At 50.4% G+C, this 22083-nt stretch carries 20 protein-coding genes, 1 tRNA gene, 1 rRNA gene and 1 other RNA gene; 12 read left to right on the forward strand and 11 right to left on the reverse strand.

The window, feature by feature from the left end:
* Positions 1-65: 65 nt before the first annotated feature.
* Together VPR01S_RS18420 and rrf are read left to right on the forward strand one after the other, a co-directional pair.
* Positions 66-141: transfer RNA gene (locus VPR01S_RS18420), tRNA-Thr, on the forward strand.
* A 29-nt stretch (positions 142-170) separates the two neighbouring features.
* Positions 171-286, forward strand: a 5S ribosomal RNA gene (gene rrf / locus VPR01S_RS18425).
* Positions 287-339: 53 nt separating this feature from the next.
* Here the strand turns inward: rrf and VPR01S_RS18430 are convergent.
* The 5 genes from VPR01S_RS18430 to leuA form a co-directional block, all read right to left on the reverse strand.
* Positions 340-1122, reverse strand: coding sequence for a DUF547 domain-containing protein (locus VPR01S_RS18430; protein WP_021706884.1), 783 nt, complete (start codon positions 1120-1122; stop codon positions 340-342).
* Positions 1123-1233: 111 nt separating this feature from the next.
* On the reverse strand, positions 1234-1836 hold the full coding sequence (gene leuD / locus VPR01S_RS18435) for a 3-isopropylmalate dehydratase small subunit (protein WP_021706885.1): 603 nt from the start codon (positions 1834-1836) through the stop codon (positions 1234-1236).
* A gap of 11 nt (positions 1837-1847) precedes the next feature.
* Entirely contained in the window at positions 1848-3248 is a 1401-nt protein-coding gene (gene leuC / locus VPR01S_RS18440) for a 3-isopropylmalate dehydratase large subunit (RefSeq protein WP_021706886.1), read from the reverse strand.
* Between the two features lie 63 nt (positions 3249-3311).
* On the reverse strand, positions 3312-4403 hold the full coding sequence (gene leuB, locus VPR01S_RS18445) for a 3-isopropylmalate dehydrogenase (protein WP_021706887.1): 1092 nt from the start codon (positions 4401-4403) through the stop codon (positions 3312-3314).
* Between the two features lie 59 nt (positions 4404-4462).
* The gene (leuA, locus tag VPR01S_RS18450; protein ID WP_021706888.1) at positions 4463-6010 is read right to left on the reverse strand and encodes a 2-isopropylmalate synthase; all 1548 of its coding nucleotides are present in this window, start codon (positions 6008-6010) and stop codon (positions 4463-4465) included.
* A 400-nt stretch (positions 6011-6410) separates the two neighbouring features.
* Here leuA and VPR01S_RS18455 point away from each other — a divergent pair, with 400 nt between their 5' ends.
* From VPR01S_RS18455 to ilvN, 7 genes are all read left to right on the forward strand, one after another.
* Positions 6411-7082, forward strand: a complete 672-nt coding sequence (locus VPR01S_RS18455) for a TetR/AcrR family transcriptional regulator (RefSeq protein WP_040903116.1) — start codon at positions 6411-6413, stop codon at positions 7080-7082.
* Positions 7083-7183: 101 nt separating this feature from the next.
* The gene (locus VPR01S_RS18460) at positions 7184-7711 is read left to right on the forward strand and encodes a phosphatase PAP2 family protein (RefSeq protein ID WP_021706890.1); all 528 of its coding nucleotides are present in this window, start codon (positions 7184-7186) and stop codon (positions 7709-7711) included.
* Positions 7712-7714: 3 nt separating this feature from the next.
* Entirely contained in the window at positions 7715-8761 is a 1047-nt protein-coding gene (locus tag VPR01S_RS18465; RefSeq protein WP_021706891.1) for an MJ1255/VC2487 family glycosyltransferase, read from the forward strand.
* A 351-nt stretch (positions 8762-9112) separates the two neighbouring features.
* Positions 9113-10072, forward strand: a complete 960-nt coding sequence (gene leuO, locus VPR01S_RS18470) for a transcriptional regulator LeuO (protein WP_021706892.1) — start codon at positions 9113-9115, stop codon at positions 10070-10072.
* 170 nt (positions 10073-10242) lie between these two features.
* The gene (locus tag VPR01S_RS18475; protein WP_021706893.1) at positions 10243-12051 is read left to right on the forward strand and encodes an AMP-dependent synthetase/ligase; all 1809 of its coding nucleotides are present in this window, start codon (positions 10243-10245) and stop codon (positions 12049-12051) included.
* Positions 12052-12494: 443 nt separating this feature from the next.
* Positions 12495-14216 carry an acetolactate synthase 3 large subunit gene (locus VPR01S_RS18480; RefSeq protein WP_021706894.1) on the forward strand — a complete coding sequence of 574 codons (1722 nt, stop codon included), beginning with the start codon at positions 12495-12497 and terminating at the stop codon, positions 14214-14216.
* 1 nt (position 14217) lies between these two features.
* Positions 14218-14712: an acetolactate synthase small subunit gene (gene ilvN / locus VPR01S_RS18485; protein ID WP_021706895.1), complete on the forward strand. Its 495-nt coding sequence runs from the start codon at positions 14218-14220 to the stop codon at positions 14710-14712.
* Positions 14713-14789: 77 nt separating this feature from the next.
* On the opposite strand, the gene serA is transcribed toward ilvN, so the two are convergent.
* The 5 genes from serA to zapA all read right to left on the reverse strand — a co-directional run bounded on the left by serA (position 14790) and on the right by zapA (position 18125).
* Positions 14790-16019: a phosphoglycerate dehydrogenase gene (gene serA / locus VPR01S_RS18490; RefSeq protein ID WP_021706896.1), complete on the reverse strand. Its 1230-nt coding sequence runs from the start codon at positions 16017-16019 to the stop codon at positions 14790-14792.
* A gap of 254 nt (positions 16020-16273) precedes the next feature.
* Complete coding sequence (gene rpiA / locus VPR01S_RS18495; RefSeq protein WP_021706897.1) at positions 16274-16930, reverse strand: ribose-5-phosphate isomerase RpiA; 657 nt, start codon at positions 16928-16930, stop codon at positions 16274-16276.
* Positions 16931-16960: 30 nt separating this feature from the next.
* Positions 16961-17581: a 5-formyltetrahydrofolate cyclo-ligase gene (locus VPR01S_RS18500; protein ID WP_021706898.1), complete on the reverse strand. Its 621-nt coding sequence runs from the start codon at positions 17579-17581 to the stop codon at positions 16961-16963.
* Positions 17582-17615: 34 nt separating this feature from the next.
* Positions 17616-17800, reverse strand: a non-coding RNA gene (ssrS, locus tag VPR01S_RS22425) — 6S RNA.
* A gap of 19 nt (positions 17801-17819) precedes the next feature.
* Positions 17820-18125 carry a cell division protein ZapA gene (gene zapA / locus VPR01S_RS18505; RefSeq protein ID WP_021706899.1) on the reverse strand — a complete coding sequence of 102 codons (306 nt, stop codon included), beginning with the start codon at positions 18123-18125 and terminating at the stop codon, positions 17820-17822.
* A gap of 239 nt (positions 18126-18364) precedes the next feature.
* Here zapA and VPR01S_RS18510 point away from each other — a divergent pair, with 239 nt between their 5' ends.
* Genes VPR01S_RS18510 through VPR01S_RS18520 form a run of 3 tightly spaced genes read left to right on the forward strand, consistent with a single transcriptional unit; the run spans position 18365 to position 21378 of the window.
* Complete coding sequence (locus VPR01S_RS18510; RefSeq protein WP_021706900.1) at positions 18365-18940, forward strand: YecA/YgfB family protein; 576 nt, start codon at positions 18365-18367, stop codon at positions 18938-18940.
* Positions 18941-18952: 12 nt separating this feature from the next.
* Positions 18953-20131: a 2-octaprenyl-6-methoxyphenyl hydroxylase gene (ubiH, locus tag VPR01S_RS18515; RefSeq protein ID WP_021706901.1), complete on the forward strand. Its 1179-nt coding sequence runs from the start codon at positions 18953-18955 to the stop codon at positions 20129-20131.
* Positions 20132-20154: 23 nt separating this feature from the next.
* Positions 20155-21378 (forward strand): FAD-dependent 2-octaprenylphenol hydroxylase, encoded by a 1224-nt coding sequence (locus tag VPR01S_RS18520; RefSeq protein WP_021706902.1) that lies wholly within the window; start codon positions 20155-20157, stop codon positions 21376-21378.
* Positions 21379-21430: 52 nt separating this feature from the next.
* Here the strand turns inward: VPR01S_RS18520 and VPR01S_RS18525 are convergent, their stop codons facing one another.
* Positions 21431-21637: a DUF1107 domain-containing protein gene (locus tag VPR01S_RS18525; RefSeq protein WP_021706903.1), complete on the reverse strand. Its 207-nt coding sequence runs from the start codon at positions 21635-21637 to the stop codon at positions 21431-21433.
* Between the last annotated feature and the right edge of the window lie 446 nt (positions 21638-22083).

The following is a 22083-nucleotide window of genomic DNA, read 5'->3' on the forward strand; positions in this document are numbered from 1 at the left end:
TCTTAAATTTTAAAGAGCCCGTTGTATGACGGGCTTTTTTAGTCCACCGACACAAAATTTTGTGTGCTGATATAGCTCAGGTGGTAGAGCGCATCCTTGGTAAGGATGAGGTCCCCAGTTCGAGTCTGGGTATCAGCACCAGTTATTCTCTCTAATGAGAACACAATTTGCTTAGCGACCATAGCGCTTTGGACCCACCTGATTCCATGCCGAACTCAGAAGTGAAACAGAGTAGCGCCGATGGTAGTGTGGGGTTTCCCCATGTGAGAGTAGGACATCGCTAGGCTCTAAATACTGAAAAACCTCAGCCTTTGGCTGAGGTTTTTTGCTATTGGAGCGTTATTTGTTCTCGTTGAGCTGCCAGTCATAGTCGTAATCTATCTTCCCATCGTAATGTTGCAGTTCAGTACGATAGGCACCTAAATGTTCTAAGAGCTGCTGCCGATCACCAAAATCCTCGCTAAACCATTCATAAATAGAAGACAGCACCAGTGTACCGTTCGATTTTTGGGCGCCTTTGCCACTGTTAATGAATTCGCGGGCTGCTTTTTGTAATAGCGCTTCGCTGTTCTCTGCGGTGAAGGCTTGTTGCTGTAAATTCGGACAACCCAGGCTGGCACAGTTGACGGCGTAGTGCGTACGCGGATCATTCCAGATAGGGCGTAAAATACGATGCTCAATGTCATTCAGTGTCAGAGGATGACCGTTAATTTTCGTGATCTCTTCATCCCATGGGCCGAAACTGAATAGCCCACCTAATTTAGTGATGGAACTGACGGGATAGCTGTCGAGGATCAGTTCTACGGTCATCGCGTTATACAAATTAACCCAATATGCATACTGCTCAGCTTTGGAGTAGCGTAATGGGTCAATACTGCTCAGCATACGCAGGTAGCTATTGAGTTTTTTGCGATCGGCGGGTTTCACCTGTTGATAAGTAAACAAGGTAAACTCTCCTTCCTTCACCAGATACCGATCCAGAAGCTCCTGCCATGCCTGATGTGAAATGGATAATGTGCTGCTTTCGTCACTTTGTTGCCAGTATGGCCACAGTTCCGCTTTAGGGGCTGCATAGCTGTAAAAAGAAAGGGCAGTTAAGAGTAAAGTCAGCAAGCGCGTCATAATAAGTTCCAAATGAATGATTTGAAGAGTAGACCCACTTCAAGCGTAATTGCTTTCAATAAAAAAGGCTGGCTCATGGCCAACCTTTTGTGATCTTTGCTCAGGTAAGTCTCAGCGCAAGAATTCGGGGATCTTCGCCTCGTAGTTTGAAATTTTGTCTTCGTGTTGTAGGGTCAGACCTATGTTGTCTAAGCCGTTTAACAGGCAGTGACGGCGAAACTCGTCAATCTCAAATGAATACTCTTTGCCATTAGCCCGCACCAGGTTGGCTTCCAAATCAACCTCAATCTCAGCGCCTTCGTTCGCTTCAACGAACTGGAAGATTTCATCCACTTCTTGTTCGGTTAGGCGTACAGGAACCATTTGGTTGTTGATGGAGTTGCCGTAAAAAATATCCGCAAAACTTGGGGCGATCATCGCTTTGATACCATAATCGGCCAGTGCCCAAGGGGCGTGTTCACGTGATGAGCCACAGCCGAAGTTTTCCCGCGCGAGCAAGATAGAGGCGCCCTGGTAGCGTGGCTGGTTCATGACGAAATCCGGATTTGTCTGTTGGCCTGCATCATCCAAGAAGCGCCAGTCGTGGAAGAGGTGCTTGCCAAAGCCTAAGCGAGACACCTTTTGCAAGAACTGTTTAGGAATGATCGCATCGGTGTCGACGTTTGCTGCATCCAGAGGAACCACTAATCCTGTATGTTGTTTAAAACCTGACATCTGTTCTCTCCTTAGTCCAACTCACGAATATCAACGAAGTGGCCAGCAATCGCAGCGGCGGCTGCCATAGCAGGGCTGACCAGATGGGTGCGGCCATCTCGGCCCTGACGACCTTCGAAGTTACGGTTTGAGGTTGACGCGCAGCGCTCCCCGGGACCTAAACGGTCGTTGTTCATTGCCAGACACATAGAACAGCCTGGTAAGCGCCATTTAAACCCCGCTTCCTTAAATATCACGTCCAAACCTTCAGCTTCCGCCTGCGCTTTGACTTGTTCTGAGCCTGGGACAATCAATGCCTGAACGTGAGCAGCAACTTGTTTGCCTTTCGCTATGGCTGCCGCCGCGCGCATGTCTTCGATACGCGAGTTGGTGCAAGAGCCAACGAAGACTTTATCCACTTTATAGTCAGACATCGATTTGCCCGCTTCCAGTCCCATGTAAGCCAAGGCTTTCTGCGCAGAAGCGCGTTCGACTGGATCGGAGAAACTTTCTGGTGCCGGGATTGGCTCATCAACGGCAATCACTTGACCCGGGTTAGTTCCCCAGGTGACCTGAGGCTTAATGTCGGCTGCATTGAGTGTCACCACCGCATCAAACGCTGCATCATCGTCGGTACGGAATGTTTTCCAGTATTCAACGGCCGCTTCCCAGTTAGCTCCGGTGGGGGCGAACTTACGCCCTTTGATGTACTCGAAGGTGGTTTCATCTGGTGCGATTAGACCCGCTTTAGCGCCTAATTCGATCGCCATGTTACACACCGTCATACGGCCTTCCATTGTCAGGTCGGTGATTGCTTCACCGCAGAATTCGACCACATAGCCTGTTCCGCCTGCAGCGGTGGTTTTACCGATGATGGCCAGTACGATATCTTTGGCCGTTATGCCTGGTGCAACTTTACCCTGCACTTCAATTTTCATGGTTTTAGCACGCGCTTGCTTCAACGTTTGAGTAGCCAGGACGTGTTCCACTTCGGAGGTTCCGATACCAAACGCCAATGAGCCAAATGCACCGTGGGTGGCGGTATGAGAGTCACCACATACGATGGTCATTCCTGGCAGGGTAATGCCCAGCTCCGGCCCCATCACGTGGACGATTCCCTGATATTTGTGGTTGATATCGTACAGAGTGACGCCGAACTCTTCACAGTTCTTTTTCAGCGTTTCCATCTGAATGCGCGCCATCTCACCTGACGCATTGATGTCTTTGGTGGTCGTGGATACGTTGTGATCCATGGTCGCGAACGTTTTGCCAACCTGACGAACCGGTCGGCCTTTCTCACGCAAGCCATCAAACGCTTGTGGTGAAGTGACTTCATGCACCAGATGACGGTCGATATACAGAATTGGGTTTTCGCCTTCGGCGGCTACGGCCACATGCGCGTCGTAGACTTTTTCATACAGAGTTTTGCCCATTGTGTTTGCTTCCTGCGTGCCTGAGCCGTGCGTAAAGCTCGGTCTCAGACAACGATATTCTTGTTATGAATTTAAAATGTAACTGGCGATGGTATCGCCCATGGCGGAGGTCGACAGTGCCGGATGGTCACCGGCCAGATCGGCCGTTAGCTCACCGGCAGATAGGGCCTGAGATACCGCTGTTTCAATATCCTGCGCCGCCGCTTCCTCACCCAGGCTGTAACGTAGCATCAACGCTGCCGACAGAATCTGTGCCACTGGGTTGGCGATGTTCTTACCTGCAATATCCGGTGCGCTGCCGCCTGCTGGTTCATACAGGCCGAACTTGCTCTCATTTAGACTTGCTGACGGTAGCATACCCATCGACCCGGTAATCATGGCACATTCGTCTGAGATGATGTCGCCGAAGATATTCGAACACAGCATGACGTCAAACTGCGCCGGATCTTTGATCAACTGCATGGTGGCGTTATCGATGTACATATGGGAAAGCTCGACATCCGGGTAATCTTTGGCGATCTCTTCCACCACTTCTCGCCACAGGATCGAGCTTTGCAGCACGTTCGCTTTGTCAATGGAACACACTTTCTTATTGCGCAGACGTGCCGATTCAAATGCAATTTTGGCGATGCGTTCGATCTCGAAACGGTGGTAGATCTCAGTATCAAATGCTTTTTCGGTCGCGCCTTCGCCTTCACGGCCCTTGGGCTGGCCAAAATAGATACCGCCCGTCAACTCACGAACCACGACAATATCAAAACCACGCTCAGAAATATCAGCGCGCAAAGGAGAAAAGGCTTCCAGACCAGTGTGGATTTGAGCTGGGCGTAGGTTACAAAATAGCTGGAAGTGTTTACGTAGTGGCAGCAGGGCACCGCGTTCAGGTTGATCATTCGGTGGCAGGTGTTCCCATTTCGGGCCTCCCACCGAGCCGAAGAGTACGGCATCTGCTTCTTCACACGCGCTGATGGTGCTTTCAGGCAACGGACAACCGTGATTATCGATTGCGATGCCGCCTACGTCATGCTGCTCACGCTCGAATGTGATCGAGTGCTTCTTTTCAATCGCATCCAGTACTTTGTTTGCCTGTGCCATCACTTCCGGGCCGATCCCATCTCCGGGTAATACGGCGATTTTGTAATGTTTGTCTGTCATGTTTGTCCTTTCTTGTTCATTATCTGACCCCGGAGGTACGATTTCCCTCCGGAAGCGTTTTATACTGTTGTGATGCGTTTTTGTTTAATTTCAGCCACTTGATCCGCACGGTGAATGCTGTTGATCACATGCAGCAGCGCCTGGCCAGACGCTTCGACGATATCGGTCGAGACGCCAGTGCCGTGATACTTACGGCCTTTATAATTGGCAATGATGTCCGCCTGCCCCAAACCATCTTCCCCTTCACCTTTGGCGGTCAGGTCAAACTTGTCCAGCACGATATCGTACCCAGTCACGCGGTAAATACACTGGTATAACGCATCGACCGGACCATTACCGACGGCTGCCTCGCATTTTTCTTCATCGCCACACAGCAGTTTGATGCTGGTCGTTGCCATCACGCTGCCGGACTGCACGCTCAGGTAGTTCAGTTTGTAGAAGTCGTCTTCCTCACGCAGGTTTGAGAAGTGCATTAAGGCTTCCAGATCGTAGTCGAACACTTGGCCCTTGCGATCGGCCAGCTTCAGGAAATCTTCGTACAGTGCGTTCAGATTATACTCTTCTTCTTTATAACCCATGGCATCCATATGACTTTTCACTGCAGCACGGCCGCTGCGACTGGTCAGATTCAACGCCTGGTTCTTCAGGCCGATGGACTCCGGTGTCATGATTTCGTACGTGTTTTTGTTCTTCAACATGCCATCTTGGTGAATACCGGACGAGTGACTGAAGGCGTTGGCACCGACGATGGCTTTGTTGCTCTGGATCGGCATGTTGCACAGTTGGCTGACCAACTTACTGGTACGGTGGATCTCTTCGTGTTTGATGCCGGTGTGTACGCCTAAGAACTCTTGGCGGGTTTTGATGATCATCGCGATCTCTTCCAGCGAACAGTTACCAGCGCGCTCACCAATACCGTTGATGGTGCCTTCTATCTGACGTGCGCCGGCCTGCACCGCGGCAATCGAGTTGGCGACCGACATTCCTAAGTCGTCATGGCAATGGACGGAAATCACCGCTTTATCAATGTTTGGCACGCGGTTGAACAGGGTCTGGATGATGCCACCAAATTCGCTTGGCACGGTGTAGCCCACGGTGTCTGGGATGTTGACGGTGGTCGCGCCTGCGTTGATTGCGGCCTCAACCATGCGGCACAAATTGTCAATCGGAGTACGACCAGCATCTTCGCACGAGAACTCGACATCATCGGTATATTTACGCGCATGTTTGACGGCGTTAACCGCCATTTCTACCACGTCATCATAGCTGCGGCGCAGTTTGTCTTTGACATGGATGGTTGAGGTGGCCAAAAAGGTGTGGATACGGAACTGGTCCGCCACTTTGAGCGCTTCGGCGGCGGCATCGATGTCTTTCGCAACGGCACGCGAAAGGGCACAAACTCGGCTGTTTTTAATGTTTTTAGCGATAGTTTGTACGGACTCGAAATCACCCGGTGAAGAGATAGGGAAGCCTGCTTCGATCACATCGACGCCGAGCCTTTCAAGCGCATACGCAATCTGCAGTTTCTCTTTAACCGTCAAGCTTGCTGACAACGCTTGTTCGCCATCACGTAACGTGGTGTCGAAGATTATGACCTGATCGTTCATGTTTGCTTCCTTTTGCGATGAGTAATCGTTTTACTTCCGGTATTTAGGTATAAAAAAACCCGCATCTGCGTGCGGGTCTAGTATCATTCTGTGAGGTTATTTTTCTTCCACAGCCTACCCGCGCGATCTGGTCACGATAAGGAGGAGGCTAAGCAGGAGAGAAAAACGTGCTGTCATGTTGTTAAGCGTTCCACAGAATTAAGTTAACAAATTAGTACCGCACTCAATGGAGCTCGTCAACCCTAAAATTGCTTTTTTATTCGCCGGTGCCTAATCCAGGGGCAAATTCATCGTTTGGACTGATTTTAACCAGTGTCACTTATTATGATGAATAATAAACCTGTTAAGGAGCAGGGTAACTGGCCTACAATTAATCAATGATTAATTGTCGAGATCATCTATGCAACAGACTACACGGTCAGAAAAGGCACGCAGAGTGGGCCGGCCGAGTAATCAAACTCACGCACGTGAACACTTGATCCATCATGCCCGGGAGTTATTTACCGTGATGGCGTATGACAAGGTTTCTACCCGTTTGATTGCTCAGCGAGCTGGTGTGAACAGCGCGATGATCAGCTATTATTTCGGCAATAAAGAAGGCTTGTTCGAGACGATGTTGCGCGAGACGCTCGCGCCAGTGCAACAAAAGCTCAATACCCTGATCAAACATGCTTCACGTGGGCATTTTATCGACATTATGCGTACCTATTACCGGGAAATGGTTAAAGTGCCTCAGTTTCCGCGTCTGGTCATGCAACTGATGAACATGCCACCGTCCGACACACAAAGAAAGCTGATGGAAAAAGTGTTTATGGACATCAGTAAGCCGATGCAAGACGTCATTTTTGATCGTCTGGTGCAAGAGCAGGTGATTCGGCCGGATATGGATCCCAAGCTGTGTCGGATTTCATACATCAGCCTGATGGTGTTTCCGTTTATGGCGCCCCCGTCGATGCTGGCACTGCATGGAGTCGAACTCAGTGACGAGTTTCTCGATCGCTTGTTTGAACACAATATTCGTCTGATGACCAGCGGGTTTCTCACCACTTCGGAAAGTAATGCCAGCGGCTGAGCTGGTTTGTCACCATATCTCCAAACAATCTTCATGTTTCTGTCACTTGGGGCTCCTAACATCTTTTCAACAATGAGTGGAAGGTTTGCAGGAGCAACAAGATGAGAGCTATCGAACCGATTGCCAAACTTGACCTGGCATTTTCTCTGTTTTGTCTTCAACACAGATTCAACCAACAGGTTGCCCAAATGAGTAAAGCCATTTCGCACACCGGGGATGGCCATCTGTATCTTGTGATTGGGTTGTTGGCTTGGTGGCTGGATGGCCCTACCGGAGCGATGTTTCTGGCCGCTGGGCTGAGTGCCTTCGCACTTGAACTGCCTATCTATTGGCTAACCAAAAACAGTTTTAAGCGTCGTCGACCGGACGAGTTTTCTGACTTAGTGGTGTCTTTTATTACCCCTTCTGACCGCTATAGCCTGCCATCAGGCCACACGGCCGCCGCCTTCCTGATGGCTACTTTAATTGGTCACTTTTATCCGGATCTGCACAGCTTTGCCCTGTTGTGGGCGGCCGCCATTGGTGCGGCCCGTATTCTACTCGGGGTGCATTTCATCAGCGATGTGCTGATCGGTATGTTATTGGGAGTGGGCAGTGCCACTTTCGCCATCTCAGTTGTTGGAGGCTAACGATTGAAAATCTTGTACGGTGTTCAGGGAACTGGAAATGGGCATATTGCTCGGGCCAGAGCTATGAGCAAAGCGCTGAAGCAGCGTGATCTTGAAGTCGATTTTCTCTTCTCCGGCCGTGCGTCGGACAAATACTTTTCCATGGACGACTTTGGGGACTATCAGACCCGGCGGGGGATGACGTTCGTGACAGAAAAAGGCCGGGTGAATTACTGGAAAACCGGGCTGAATAACAGCCTGATCCAGCTAAACAAGGAAATCGCAGCATTGGATCTCAGCCGCTACGATCTGGTGCTGAATGATTTTGAGCCTATCTCAGCCTGGGCGGCAAAAAAGCAGAAGGTCACCTGCATCGGTATCAGCCATCAGAATGCATTTCGCTACCCGGTGCCGCTGAAAGGAGCCTCCTGGCTGGATAAGCGGGTGATTGAGCATTTTGCGCCGTGTGATCAGCATATCGGTTTGCACTGGTACCATTTTGATCAGCCGTTGCTGCCGCCAATTGTCCACACCTTGGGTGAGAAAGCGCGCCTAGAGCAGTATGTGCTGGTTTATCTGCCATTTGAATCGGTAGATGATATTTGTGAACTTTTGTTTCGTTTCGGCAATCAGCGTTTTGTCTGCTTCCATCCAGCGGTGACAGGCTTGCAAGAGCTGGAAAACGTTACGCTACGTCCGCTGTGCCATCAGGGTTTTCAACATCACCTGCAGCGTTGCTCGGGTGTGATCGCCAATGGCGGATTTGAGTTGCCTTCCGAGGCGCTGACCTTGGGTAAGAAACTGCTGCTCAAACCGCTGGCTGGTCAGTTTGAACAGCAGAGCAACGTCGCCACACTGGAAAACCTTGGATTAGCGAGCTCGATGGATTTCTTAGACGCCTCTGCCGTGCGCAGTTGGCTGGATGAAAAAGAAGCAGAAAGCGTGTCGTACCCGGATGTGGCCGGGGCGATTGCTGACTGGCTGGTTGGTGGTGATTTGTCTGATCCGGCGTCGCTCAGTCTCGCGTTATGGGAAAAAGTCGATTTTCCCAGTTATGTTATCAATCTGTAACGCCGATATTGATCCTGCCTTTTGCTGTACCTATTGACGTATTCAACGTGTCAATGGGTAAAAAACGCTCAGCTTTGTCACTGATAAAATCATTAGAAAATTATGAAAGGGCTAAAAAAGCCCTTTTATGCTTTTTTATAAAAAGATTATATTATTGATTTTTAAAGGCTTTATTGTTATCCAGATAAAAAATACTGATTAATTATCAATCTAGTTGCTAAACCTCGATTGATTCGCTGATAGTAAGTGTCGCTCCGCTCTTATCGGGGCGATAAATATAAAAACGACAGGTTATCTATTCCAACCCAAAACAAACCTAGAGCTATCGACGACCATTAAGAGGCGTAATCAATGTTACAAAAAAAAGATGCAATGAGCGCTATTGCTAGCTACCGAATGGAAAGCACATTACGTGGGGTAGACCTTAACCTGTTGACGGTATTCGATGCCGTGATGCAGGAACAAAACATCACTCGCGCCGCGCACAATCTGGGCATGTCTCAGCCAGCGGTCAGTAACGCGGTTGCTCGTCTGAAAGTGATGTTTAATGATGAATTGTTCATGCGTCAGGGACGTGGTATTCAACCCACACAACGCGCTCGCCAGCTGTTTGGTCCGATTCGTCAGGCATTACAGCTGATCCGCAATGAGCTGCCAAGCTCGATTTTTTCTCCTGAAACGTCAACTCGTCTGTTCAAACTGGCGATTTGCAGCCCTTGTGACATGCGCTTTGCGCCTAAGATCATGACTTCCGTGCATGAACAGGCACCGAATGTGCAACTGCATCTGGATGCAGAGTTCGACCGTAAGCTGGCCGAACGTATGCGTTATCAGGAAATTGATTTTGTTATTGATTACGCCCGTTTTGATGATCAAGGCTTCTCCAGCACTGAGATTTTTCAGGACGAGCTGGTGGTCGTTGCCGCCAAAGCGCACCCTCGTGTTCAGGGAGAGGTGAGCGCAGAACAACTGCGTGCAGAGAAACACGCCAAATTGTCGAAGATTCACGGTCAACGCAGTTTTTCCGAGCAGGCATACCGTGAAATGGATTGTCAGCCTTATTACGAGGGCACCAGTTTAAGTAATGTGCTGTACGTTGTTGGGCAGTCTGAACTGGTAACGATCGCGCCACGCTGGATGGTGGAAAATGCCGCCAACAAAGACCAGTTGCAGATGTTGGCGTTGCCGTTTGAGAACGCCAATATCAGCGGATATCTGAGCTGGCATGAATCCAGTGAAAAAGACAAAGGTCATATCTGGATGCGCGATCAACTGATGATGATCTGTGGCGAAGTGGTGGCATTGTCGTAAGGCAATTTTGGCACCAAACTGACGGTAAAAACCTTGAACGGAGCTCTTCGTTCAAGGTTTTTTACTATTTAGGTGGCTAACTTTGACGTCTGTCAGTTGCCTTTTCTGGCCTTGATTGTACACTTGTGCGCTCAAAAAAAGCTTACAGGTGTAAGCCAAAGGTACAAAGCATGGCCAATTTAGATTTTCACATTGTTAAACGTATTCGCGCTCAGATTGCTCAGGGTGGCGCACGCATTGCTCTGAAGCAGAAAGACGGCGCTGTATGGCAGGGCATCAGCTGGACACAACTGGGGATCGAAATCGATCAGTTGTCACGCGCGCTGCTGGCACAGGGCATCGCGGTACAGGACAAAGTGGCGATTTTCTCCAACAACATGTCGCGCTGGACCATTGCTGATTTGGCCACGTTGCAAGTTCGCGCGGTGCCGGTACCCATATACCCGACCAATACGGCGGCGCAGTCCGCGTACATCGTTGACAATGCCGATGCCCGCATACTGTTTGTCGGTGAACAGGCGCAATACGATGCGGCATTAAATCTCCTGGAGCAGTGTCCGCAGCTGGAACTGATCGTGGCCATGTCGGATGATGTCGACTTGAGAGATTGCCCGCAAGCGCTGAGCTGGGAACGCTTTATGGCACAGGGCGAACAGAGCGAGCAAGCTGAGTTGGAACAACGCCTGGAGCAGGCGTGTATGGATGACTTACTCACGCTGATTTATACCTCTGGTACCACCGGCCAGCCCAAAGGGGTGATGCTCGACTACGCGAACATTGGCGCCCAGTTGGAAGGGCATGATCTGCGTCTGAGTCTCTCTCAGGAGGACGTATCACTGTGTTTTCTGCCTTTGTCACACGTTTTTGAGCGCGCCTGGACGTTTTACGTATTGTACAAAGGGGCAACCAACTGTTATCTGCAAGACACTATGCAGGTGCGTGACGCTCTAAGTGAAGTTCGTCCGACTGTGATGTGTGCGGTTCCCCGTTTTTACGAGAAAATCTTCTCTGCGATTCACGAAAAAGTCGCGCGAGCGCCCTTTCTCCGTAAAGTACTGTTCACCTGGGCGGTCAACATGGGGGCCAAAATGTCTCTCTGTCAGCAACAGAATCGCCAACCGTCTCTGTTGCTGAAAAAATCTTACCGGCTGGCGGATAAACTGGTGCTGTCTAAACTGCGCGATCTGCTCGGCGGACGAATTAATTTCATGCCGTGTGGGGGGGCCAAACTGGATGAGACCATCGGGCGCTTTTTCCATGCAATGGGCATCAACGTCAAACTCGGTTACGGTATGACCGAAACCACAGCGACCGTCTCCTGTTGGGACGATCGTTGTTTTAACCCTGACTCCATCGGCATGGCGATGCCGGGCGCGCAGGTGAAAATCGGTGACAATAATGAGATTTTAGTCCGCGGACCTATGGTCATGCGCGGTTACTACAAAATGCCGGAAGAAACGGCAAAAAGCTTTGACGAGCATGGATTCCTGAAAACTGGCGATGCTGGGCAGATTGATGAGCAGGGGAACTTGTTTATTACCGACCGGATCAAAGAGTTGATGAAGACATCCGGTGGTAAATACATTGCCCCGCAAATGATCGAAGGCACGTTAGGCAAAGACCATTTTATTGAGCAGATTGCCGTGATCGCCGATACGCGCAAGTTTGTTTCGGCGTTGATCGTACCGTGTTTTGATAGCCTGGAGCAGTACGCGAAAGAGCTGAACATTAAGTATCATGATCGAATGGAGCTGATCAAACATCATCAGATTGTTGCCATGTTCGAAGCGCGCATCGCCGACCTGCAACAAGAGCTGGCAAAATTTGAGCAGGTGAAAAAATTCAAATTGTTGCCGAAAGCCTTCTCAATGGATGACGGTGAACTGACCCCGACGCAGAAACTGCGTCGAAAAGTCATCCATGACCGATATCAGGATGAAATCGACGAAATGTACACTGAGAATTCAAAAAAGAGATAAAAACCTGCACTCAAGCTGGTTAATCCGATAAAAAGTCCTCCTGCTCAGCGTGACTGCTGTGGGAGGATTTTTTATTGCTTGTTTGCAGATTGGGCGTGGCTCTTTCTTTCATGCGTGTGAGTCTGGTGGTTGTGTTGTGGAATTTTATTCTTTTTTTTTGCGAAGTGTTAATCATAACCCCCGTATTTTTTCTTCTTTGTGACATCCTTTTCTTATAATTTCCTCTTTTTAAGCATGTTGTTAATGGTGTGACTTTTGTCACGTTAGACCGCTCAGGAATTACACGCTACAGTGGGAGCTCACTCGTTTTTGTTATGACAGAAACGAGACATAGCCGAAAGAGTGAACGTATTTCGAATTAGGCTACGAATAAGACCTAGACTATGTAAAACCAGAACAATGGCGCTGACCTAGCGTGATTGGATGCTGGTAAGGAGAAAAATATGGCAATGTTGTCCGGCGCAGAGATGGTCGTCCAGTCTCTGATCGAAGAGGGCGTAGAGCAGATCTTTGGTTACCCAGGTGGCTCGGTGCTTGATATCTACGATGCTCTGCATGAAAAAACCGACAAAATCAAACACGTGCTGGTTCGCCATGAACAAGCAGCGACTCACATGGCCGATGGTTATGCTCGTGCAACAGGCAAACCAGGCGTCGTGTTAGTCTGCTCCGGCCCAGGAGCAACCAATACCATCACCGGCATTGCGACCGCCTACATGGACTCTGTACCGATGATCGTGATTTCAGGCAACGTGCCAACGAACCTGATCGGCAACGATGCGTTTCAGGAGTGCGATATCGTCGGTGTGTCCCGTCCGGTGGTGAAGCACAGCTTCCTGGTAAAAAATGCGGAAGATATCCCCGAAACAATTAAAAAAGCCTTCTATATTGCGTCAACGGGTCGTCCAGGCCCTGTGGTGATCGATCTGCCGAAAGATGTGATGAGTCCGCAGATCAAATTGCCTTATGCCTATCCGGAGACAATCAAAATGCGCTCCTACAACCCGACGACATCCGGCCACAAAGGTCAGATCAAAAAGGCTTTAAAAGCGCTCCTGGATGCGAAAAAACCGGTGCTGTACATCGGTGGCGGCGCGGTGATTTCCGGCGCCGACGAACAAATTCTTAAACTGGCAGAAGTATTGAACCTGCCGGTGGTCAGTACCTTGATGGGGCTTGGCGCTTTCCCGGGCACACACCATAACTCTTTGGGTATGTTGGGGATGCACGGCACTTACCAAGCCAACATGGCCATGCACAATGCCGATCTGATCTTCGGCATTGGTGTGCGCTTTGATGACCGCACCACCAACAATCTGGAGAAATACTGCCCGGATGCCAAAGTGATGCACATTGATATAGATCCGTCGTCCATCTCAAAAAATGTGCGGGTCGATCTGCCTATCGTTGGTTCGGCCGAGAAAGTCTTGGACACCATGCTGACACTACTGGTTGAACAAGGCGGCACGAACGATGCTGACGCACTGCAAAGCTGGTGGCAGGATATTCAAGGGTGGCGTGATCGCAATTGCCTGGCTTATGAAACTTCTCCTGAGCGTATCAAACCCCAACAGGTGATAGAAACGCTGCATCGACTGACCAACGGTGATGCTTATGTGGCTTCTGATGTGGGTCAGCACCAGATGTTTGCGGCGCTGTATTATCCGTTCAATAAGCCGCGGCGTTGGATCAACTCCGGCGGTCTGGGCACGATGGGGTTTGGTTTTCCTGCCGGTCTTGGGGTTAAATTTGCCAAGCCGGACGAGGAAGTTGTGGTGGTGACCGGTGACGGCAGTATCCAGATGAACATACAAGAACTGTCAACCGCGATGCAGTACGACATTCCGGTGAAAATTATCAACCTTAACAACCGTTTCCTCGGCATGGTCAAGCAATGGCAGGACATCATTTATCAGGGGCGTCACTCCAACTCGTATATGGACTCAGTACCGGACTTTGCTGCGATTGCAGAAGCGTACGGTCACGTCGGTATCCGTATTTCGACGCCGGACGAACTCGAAGCTGGGCTGAAAAAAGCGTTGGCGATGAAAGATCGTCTGGTATTCGTCGACATCAATGTGGATGAAACCGAACACGTGTATCCGATGCAGATCAAAGGCGAGGGTATGGATAAGATGTGGCTGAGCAAAACGGAGAGAACCTGATATGAGACACATAATTTCACTGTTAATGGAAAACCAGCCGGGTGCTCTGTCTCGGGTCGTTGGTCTGTTCTCTCAGCGTGGGTACAACATCGAATCGCTGAATGTATCCCCAACGGATGATGAAACGTTATCGCGTCTGAACGTCACCACCACATCTGACGAAATGCAGTTGGAGCAAATTCAGAAACAACTTCACAAGTTGATCGATGTACTGAAAGTACAGGAGGTGTCGGAGCTGGAGCACATCGAACGTGAGCTGCTGCTGGTGAAAGTTAAAGCGAGTGGTTTCGCCCGGGCGGAAGTGAAACGGACTGCCGATATATTCCGTGGTCAGATCGTTGATGTGACCGCTTCACAGTACACGGTTCAAATTGCGGGAACGGCCGAGAAACTCGATGCCTTCATTGCCGCATTGTCCGAAGTTACCGATGTGATTGAAGTAGCGCGTAGCGGTGTTGTAGGGATTGCCCGTGGTGAGCGAGCGCTTAAAGCTTAGCGTGTTTTATCTGATTCATATCGCGACCAACAAAAAAGGCCACCGTCAGGTGGCCTTTTTACGGTTAGAGCATTAGCTTAGTGCAGGATCCGTGCACGGATGGTACCTTCAATGCCTTTTAGTTTGGCCAATGCCTCTTCTGAACGTTCGGTTTCAACATCAATCACCACATAACCGATGTCTGCCGATGTTTGCAGATACTGACCTGCGATGTTAATGCCGTCCTGCGCAAAGATGGTGTTGATTTGAGTCAGGATACCCGGACGGTTGGTGTGAATATGCAGCAGACGCGACGTACCGCGATGTTCTGGTAGTGACACTTCCGGGAAATTGACGCTCGATAATGTAGAGCCGTTGTCTGAGTATTTCGCCAGTTTGCCGGCGACTTCCACCCCGATGTTTTCCTGCGCTTCCTGAGTTGAGCCGCCTACGTGCGGTGTCAGAATCACGTTGTCGAATTTTTGCAGTGGCGATTCGAACGGATCAGCGTTGGTTTTCGGCTCCACCGGGAACACATCGATCGCTGCGCCAGCCAAATGGCCAGACTCCAGAGCGTGACACAGTGCTGGGATGTCCACGACCGTGCCGCGCGCCGCATTGATAAATATCGCGCCCGGTTTCATACGTGCGAATTCAGCTTCGCCCATCATGTCTTTGGTTTCTGGCGTTTCTGGTACGTGCAGGGAAATCACGTCACATTTGTTGAGCAGTTCGCTCATGGTGTGGATCTGCGTTGCGTTGCCTAACGACAGTTTGTTTTCGATGTCGTAATAATAAACACGCATCCCCAGGTTTTCAGCGATGATGCCAAGTTGGGTGCCGATATGGCCGTAGCCTATGATACCCAGGCGTTTGCCGCGCGCTTCAAAGGAGTGGTCAGCGCTTTTTTTCCAGATCCCACGATGGGCGAGGGCATTTTTTTCAGGAATGCCGCGCAGCAGCAACAGAACCTGACCGAGTACCAGTTCGGCCACGCTGCGGGTGTTGGAAAATGGGGCGTTGAACACGGGGATACCGCGTTTTGCTGCCGCATTCAGATCAACCTGATTCGTACCGATACAGAAACAGCCAATTGCCACCAGTTTTTCTGCCGAGTCGATCACTTGCTGAGTAATGTTGGTACGGGAACGCAGGCCGATGAAGTGCACATCTTTGACAGCTTCCAGCAGCTCGTCTTCAGGCAGGGAGCCTTTATGATATTCGATGTTGGTGTAACCGGCAGCTTGCAGCACCTCGACGGCAGACGGGTGCACACCCTCCAGCAGGAGGATTTTGATCTTCTCTTTATCCAACGAAACTTTGGCCATTATGTTCATCCTTTAAATGGGGAAAGGGGGCTTAACTGGCGCACAGTGTATAAAAGTGACTAAAACTCAGGTTTCAGAGCACATCTTATCGGGACGCAAACGTTTTCCCTGTGCGTCTTCTGAACATTAAAGTAACAAAAAAAAATCACTTTGGGTAAGAAAATTACGGAATAAGCCATGCTTTTTCTAGAGAAAAGTAAAAAAAACGGCACCTAATGGTGCCGTTTGTAATCAAATGACGGAAATCATGTGCTTTAGTCTTCGACTTTCGCACCTTGTGGGGTGCCGGTGATGACCACATCTGCGCCGCGGTGTGCAAACAAACCGACAGTCACGACCCCTGGCAGTGCATTGATTTTGTCTTCCATGTCTTTCGGATGCGTGATCTGCATATTGTGCACATCCAGAATCACGTTGCCGTTGTCGGTGATGACCCCTTCACGGTACGCCGGATCGCCACCCAGTTTCACTAATTCACGGGCCACGTACGAACGGGCCATCGGAATGACTTCCACAGGAAGCGGGAATTGTCCCAGCACGTCCACGGCTTTGGTGTCATCAACGATACAGATAAACTTATCGGCAATGGCGGCGACGATCTTTTCGCGAGTCAGCGCTGCACCACCCCCTTTGATCATTTCACGAGCCGGGTTGATTTCATCGGCACCGTCCACATAGACATCCAGTTTGACCACATCGTTGCAGTCGTATACTTCGATGCCCAGTGCTTTGAGTTTTTCGGTAGAAGCTTCTGAGCTGGACACGGCACCTTGGATGTCGTCTTTGATTGAGCCCAGTGCATCGATGAAGTGATTCACGGTAGAACCGGTACCGACACCGACAATGCTGTCTTTTTCAACATATTTCAGCGCAGCCCAACCCGCGGCCTTTTTCATTTCATCTTGAGTCATGCCCATCTCCTGAATGCTTGAGTTAAAGTGTTATCGCGGCGCGATTATAGCCTCATTGCCGGTGGATTCCCATTGCCAGATCCGGCTTGGGGTCACTATTTTGGGCAGTGGTATATCCCAGGATTCAATCGGTAGCTGTTCGACGTGCTGGCAGTCGTGCGCCAGACCCACAGGCCGGGGACCACGACCGGTTTTAAACCAGCTTTCAAGCGTCCGGTCGTAATAGCCGCCGCCCATACCGAGTCGGTGACCACGTGAATCGAATCCCACCAAGGGAGTGCAGATCAGATCCAGTTGCTGAACTGGCCGAATGTGCTGTTGGGCCAGTCTCGGCTCAGCGATACCGAATTTGTTGAACACCATCGGACTGTCAGCGCGATAGCGGAGGAACAACAGATGGCCAGGAGAGAAAGGATGCAGGACAGGCAGGTAGGCCTCTTTGCCTTCGGCCCACAGCGCATCGATCAAGGGGCGGGTATCCAGTTCACCGTCGGTGGAGAGATACAGGGCAATGTGCTGGCTGGTTTGGTACTCTGGCAATTGAGAAAATTGTTTCACCAGATCGAGTCCGGCCAGACGCTGGGTGTCACTGCAAAGTTGATTGCGTCTTTCGCGTATCTGGCGGCGAAAGTCCTGCCTTGAAAGGTTCATACCAATTACCTTGAGATTGTTCTTGGTATCGATAGGATACCCCAGAGTGCCGTTGAGGATTGTGGCCCTTGAACCAGCTGGTTCAAGGCGGATCAGCAATGATAACCGTAGGCTTCTCGGTACGGGCCGAGCTTGCTCAATAGCTACCAAGTACTAACCCTTAGGTATTGCTTATCGGCTCAGGGACTTACATCCTGCTGACGCACACTCCAGGGTAAATTTGGTCGTCCGGTAAAAGCTACTGCTGTCCTGGCTTCACTTTATTTAACACTTCATCGAGTGTTATGGAGAGCTTTTCCATCCGCTCTGTCAGCGCTTGACGATCCAGCGCTTCTTCATTCTTAGATTGCAATTCGTAACAAATGTTCAGTGCGGCAATGGTTAACAACTGCACTTCATTGGTCACTTTGGTGCGAGAGGTCATTTCATGGATACGGTTATTTAGGTCATCGGCCGCTCTCAGCAATGACTCTTCCTGTCCCTGAGGACAATTGACCCGGGTCAGTTTGCCCAGTACTTCAATTTCAACCGCTTGATTACTCATGTTTGATGAACTCTTTACGCGCCTTATTGGGTCGGTGGAATATGCGCCACCGAGGAGGAAACTATAGGAAAAGCGCCTTTAAGATTCAAGCTTTTCCACTGACCATTGAGCAAAACAAAGCCTAACAACACAGGATTTGGGCAATTTGCACAAAAGCTGCCCACATTTAAGGAACTCAACGTTTTCGCTCTGGGTGCGAAGTGATAGGATTAGCTTTATTTGTCACAATTAGGCTTCCCATGAGCAAAACTACACTCCCTGACTACCTCGGCGCTGCCACTGAACTTCAATCGGCCGGACTGGCTGTCAACCCAGCGGAACTGCATGGTCTGCTCACAGGGATGCTCAGTGGCGGATTAAGTTTAAATGATGACAGTTGGCAGCCGCTGCTGTTTGATTACACTAACGATGGTATGGGCTGGCCAAGCGGTGCGCTGTTGGTGGCCAAATCTGTGCTGGAAGCAAGCAAACAAGAGATGACCGGCACCAGCCTGGAGATGGAACTGCTTTTGCCGGATGATGATGCAGGCGCCAGCCTGTTTGATCTGGCGGACGGGGTTGCCGATTGGGTCAACCATTTTATTTCCGGCCTGGGGCTGGTGAACGCCGGGTTGAAAAATGCGTCGGCAGATGTGAAAGAAGCGCTGGCGGATATGGAAGAGATTGCCCGTCTTGGCATTGATGAAGATGACGATTTAGGTGAGCAGGCACAGCTGCTGCTTCAGGTGGTCGAACATATTAAAGCCTGCGTACTGACCATCCATGCAGAACTGGGTAGCCGGCCGGCGCCTGAGAGTACGCCCACCATTCACTAAGCAGGTACCAGGATGAAGCCGTTTGATGTAGTGATTGCTGGCGGTGCAATGGCCGGGATGACTCTGGCGCTTGCACTGGATCATCTTAGTAATCAGCAACTGTCTATTGGGATTGTGGAACCGTTTCACACCGATCATCAAGCCCACCCGGGGTTCGATTCGCGATCCATTGCGCTGTCGCATGGTACGGTTGAGACACTCAAGCAGTTTGCCTTATGGGAGACGCTTGCTGAGGTGGTGACTCCGATTGCACACATTCATGTGTCTGACCGTGGCCACGCAGGTATGACGGACATTGATCGCCAAGAGCTGGGATTGGCCGCTCTGGGGTATGTGGTCGAGTTGGCGGATGTGGGCCGTCTCTACCAGCAAAAAATCAGCCAGTGTCCGCAAATTACCCTGTTTTGTCCGAATGCCGTGGCCGATGTTAAGCGCACAGACAGCCATGCTTTGGTGTCACTTCGGGACGGAACACAGCTCAAAACCCGGCTGCTGGTGGCAGCAGATGGCGCGGTGTCCACTTGTTGCCAGCAATTGGGGCTGCCGCTTCAGGAGCATGATTTTGGTCAGGTGGCATTGATCGCCAATGTGCTGTGTCAACAGGCTCATCAGGGGCGTGCGTTTGAACGCTTTACCCAGCATGGTCCACTGGCGTTGCTACCGATGAGTGAAGGACGAATGTCGTTGGTTTGGTGTATGCCGCCCGAACAGGCTGAGCGCGTTTTGGCTTTGGATGACACACAGTTCCTTGCTGAGCTGCAACGCGACTTTGGCTGGCGTTTGGGGAAATTCTCAAAAGTGGGAAGCCGGGCGAGTTATCCCCTATTACTGCGTTACCGGGAGGCTAATATCAGTCACCGCTTTGCTATTGTTGGTAATGCAGCGCAAACTTTGCACCCCATCGCCGGGCAGGGGTTCAACCTGGGTATTCGCGATGTCGCCAGCCTGGCTGAAGAACTGCTGAACTCGCTTGATGATGTCGGACGCTACACCGCGCTGGCGGCGTTCAGTCAGCGTCGCCATGACGATCGGAACCGTACCATTCAATTGACGACGTCACTGGTACACATATTTTCAAATGATTGGCTGACATTGCGTCTGGGACGCAATCTTGGCCTGGCTGCGATGGACAATATCCCGGCGCTCAAGGCACCTTTGCTGAGACGAACGCTCGGACTGGTCGACCGCTAACGGAGACGGATTAAGGTAAAAACATGATGCAGAGCGTTGATATTGCCATTGTGGGTGGTGGTATGGTGGGGTTAGCTCTGGCTGCCGCATTTAAGGACAGCGATCTACGGATAGCGGTCATCGAAGGTCGGACTCCGGATGAATCTCTGGCGGAATTGCCCGATGTGCGCGTGTCCGCACTGAGCCGTTCCAGTGAAACTATTTTACGTAATCTGGGTGTTTGGGAAGGTATCACCCGGCGACGATTGTCGCCGTATTCCGCGATGGAAGTGTGGGAACAGGACAGCTTCGCCCGGATCGAATTCAGTGCGAATGCGCTGGGGCAGCCGGATCTGGGACACATCGTTGAAAACCGTGTGATTCAGTTGGCCCTGCTGGAGCAGGTTCAGCAGATGAACAATGTGACGTTATACATGCCCGCCACCTGTCACTCTCTGGCCGTCAGTGAACGCGAAGCCTGGCTGACACTGGACAACGGACAGGCACTGACTGCCAAGCTGGTGGTCGGAGCTGATGGCGCTAATTCTTGGGTTCGTCATCAACAGGATATTCCTCTGACCCACTGGGATTATGGTCACAGCGCGATCGTGGCCAATGTTTATACCGCGGACACTCATGACAGTGTCGCACGGCAGATCTTCACACCGAATGGGCCTCTGGCATTTTTGCCTTTGCAAGATCAACATCTTAGCTCGATTGTCTGGTCAACCGATCCCAGCCGGGCTGAGCGCTTGATGGCGTTGTCGGATCGTGAATTCAACAAAGTGCTCACCGCCGAGTTCGATGCCCGCTTGGGGTTGTGTGAAGTCCGTGGCGAGCGGGCAGCGTATCCACTTAAGATGCGTTATGCCCGTGATTTCATCGCCCAGCGTATTGCTCTGGTTGGTGACGCGGCGCATACCATTCACCCGTTAGCAGGGCAGGGCGTGAATCTCGGGCTGTTGGATGCCGCCAGCTTAGCGCAAGAGGTGTATGCGCTGTGGCGTCAGGGAGAAGATATCGGTGCGCGTCGTAACCTGCGTGGCTACGAGCGCTGGCGCAAAGCCGAAGCGGCGAAGATGATTGCTGCGATGCAGGGATTCCGCGATCTGTTTGACGGGAACAATCCGGCGAAGAAGCTGATTCGTGGTCTGGGAATGAAACTGGCAGGCCAGCTGCCCGGCGCGAAAGATGAGATCATGAAGCGTGCCCTGGGACTAAAAGGCCATTTGCCTGATTTGGCAAAGCGAACAGTGTATGCGGATTAAACCATTAGAAAGGTAAAAGGGTTGGCCAGTGGCCAACCCTTTTTAATTCATTTTATGCATAGGCACAGCGCAGTTTCATGATTTCGCTGTTGATTTCTTTGACCGCCTGAAAATGACGGGCTTCGGCACGATCCGGCAAGATCAATTTGCCGTTATCAAATTCAAATTTGCCAATTCCATAGATGTAAATTCTTCCCTTGAATAATCGACTCACGTGTTTAGCAATCATACCGGGGATATAGCGCTTAAACAGTCTCATATCTTTATCCTTGTTTTTTCTGGCACCGCAAATTGTAAGTAAGACTGGTTTAAAATTGTGTGACAGTCTTGGAGAAATATGCAGTGGATATCGACTTTGTTGGATATTTGTGCTGCTGTAGGCAGATTCTCAGATAAATATCCAAGTTTATGTGATGCTTACCTCATTTTAGTTCGGTGTGTGGAACTACCTAATGAACTGAGACGCGCACATTAGGCACGAGAATTATTACAGAATTAAGAATAGTCGAAATTTAGCTAAGAATTTAAGAAAGGTGTAAATTTTTGTTGAAAAAAAGCCCGCAAAACATTGCGGGCGAATAGTCACAGATGCATTACACAAAAAGTGGATGTCCTGAAACAATCAGTGGATTCACTTTTGTTGTTGGAGAAGGATATCAACAATACTACTCAAATTGTTTGAACTTTAACCAACAAGCACAGACT

The organism is Vibrio proteolyticus NBRC 13287, from assembly GCF_000467125.1.
GTDB lineage: Bacteria > Pseudomonadota > Gammaproteobacteria > Enterobacterales > Vibrionaceae > Vibrio > Vibrio proteolyticus.

Coding starts and splice junctions, on each gene's coding strand:
- leuC (WP_021706886.1), bottom strand. CDS start 3,248: ATGGGCAAAACTCTGTATGAAAAAGTCTACGACGCGCATGTGGCCGTA.
- ubiH (WP_021706901.1), top strand. CDS start 18,953: ATGAAGCCGTTTGATGTAGTGATTGCTGGCGGTGCAATGGCCGGGATG.
- VPR01S_RS18430 (WP_021706884.1), bottom strand. CDS start 1,122: ATGACGCGCTTGCTGACTTTACTCTTAACTGCCCTTTCTTTTTACAGC.
- VPR01S_RS18500 (WP_021706898.1), bottom strand. CDS start 17,581: ATGAACCTTTCAAGGCAGGACTTTCGCCGCCAGATACGCGAAAGACGC.
- VPR01S_RS18475 (WP_021706893.1), top strand. CDS start 10,243: ATGGCCAATTTAGATTTTCACATTGTTAAACGTATTCGCGCTCAGATT.
- VPR01S_RS18460 (WP_021706890.1), top strand. CDS start 7,184: ATGAGAGCTATCGAACCGATTGCCAAACTTGACCTGGCATTTTCTCTG.
- VPR01S_RS18455 (WP_040903116.1), top strand. CDS start 6,411: ATGCAACAGACTACACGGTCAGAAAAGGCACGCAGAGTGGGCCGGCCG.
- rpiA (WP_021706897.1), bottom strand. CDS start 16,930: ATGACTCAAGATGAAATGAAAAAGGCCGCGGGTTGGGCTGCGCTGAAA.
- leuA (WP_021706888.1), bottom strand. CDS start 6,010: ATGAACGATCAGGTCATAATCTTCGACACCACGTTACGTGATGGCGAA.
- serA (WP_021706896.1), bottom strand. CDS start 16,019: ATGGCCAAAGTTTCGTTGGATAAAGAGAAGATCAAAATCCTCCTGCTG.
- ilvN (WP_021706895.1), top strand. CDS start 14,218: ATGAGACACATAATTTCACTGTTAATGGAAAACCAGCCGGGTGCTCTG.
- VPR01S_RS18510 (WP_021706900.1), top strand. CDS start 18,365: ATGAGCAAAACTACACTCCCTGACTACCTCGGCGCTGCCACTGAACTT.
- VPR01S_RS18480 (WP_021706894.1), top strand. CDS start 12,495: ATGGCAATGTTGTCCGGCGCAGAGATGGTCGTCCAGTCTCTGATCGAA.
- leuO (WP_021706892.1), top strand. CDS start 9,113: ATGTTACAAAAAAAAGATGCAATGAGCGCTATTGCTAGCTACCGAATG.
- zapA (WP_021706899.1), bottom strand. CDS start 18,125: ATGAGTAATCAAGCGGTTGAAATTGAAGTACTGGGCAAACTGACCCGG.
- leuB (WP_021706887.1), bottom strand. CDS start 4,403: ATGACAGACAAACATTACAAAATCGCCGTATTACCCGGAGATGGGATC.
- leuD (WP_021706885.1), bottom strand. CDS start 1,836: ATGTCAGGTTTTAAACAACATACAGGATTAGTGGTTCCTCTGGATGCA.
- VPR01S_RS18520 (WP_021706902.1), top strand. CDS start 20,155: ATGATGCAGAGCGTTGATATTGCCATTGTGGGTGGTGGTATGGTGGGG.
- VPR01S_RS18525 (WP_021706903.1), bottom strand. CDS start 21,637: ATGAGACTGTTTAAGCGCTATATCCCCGGTATGATTGCTAAACACGTG.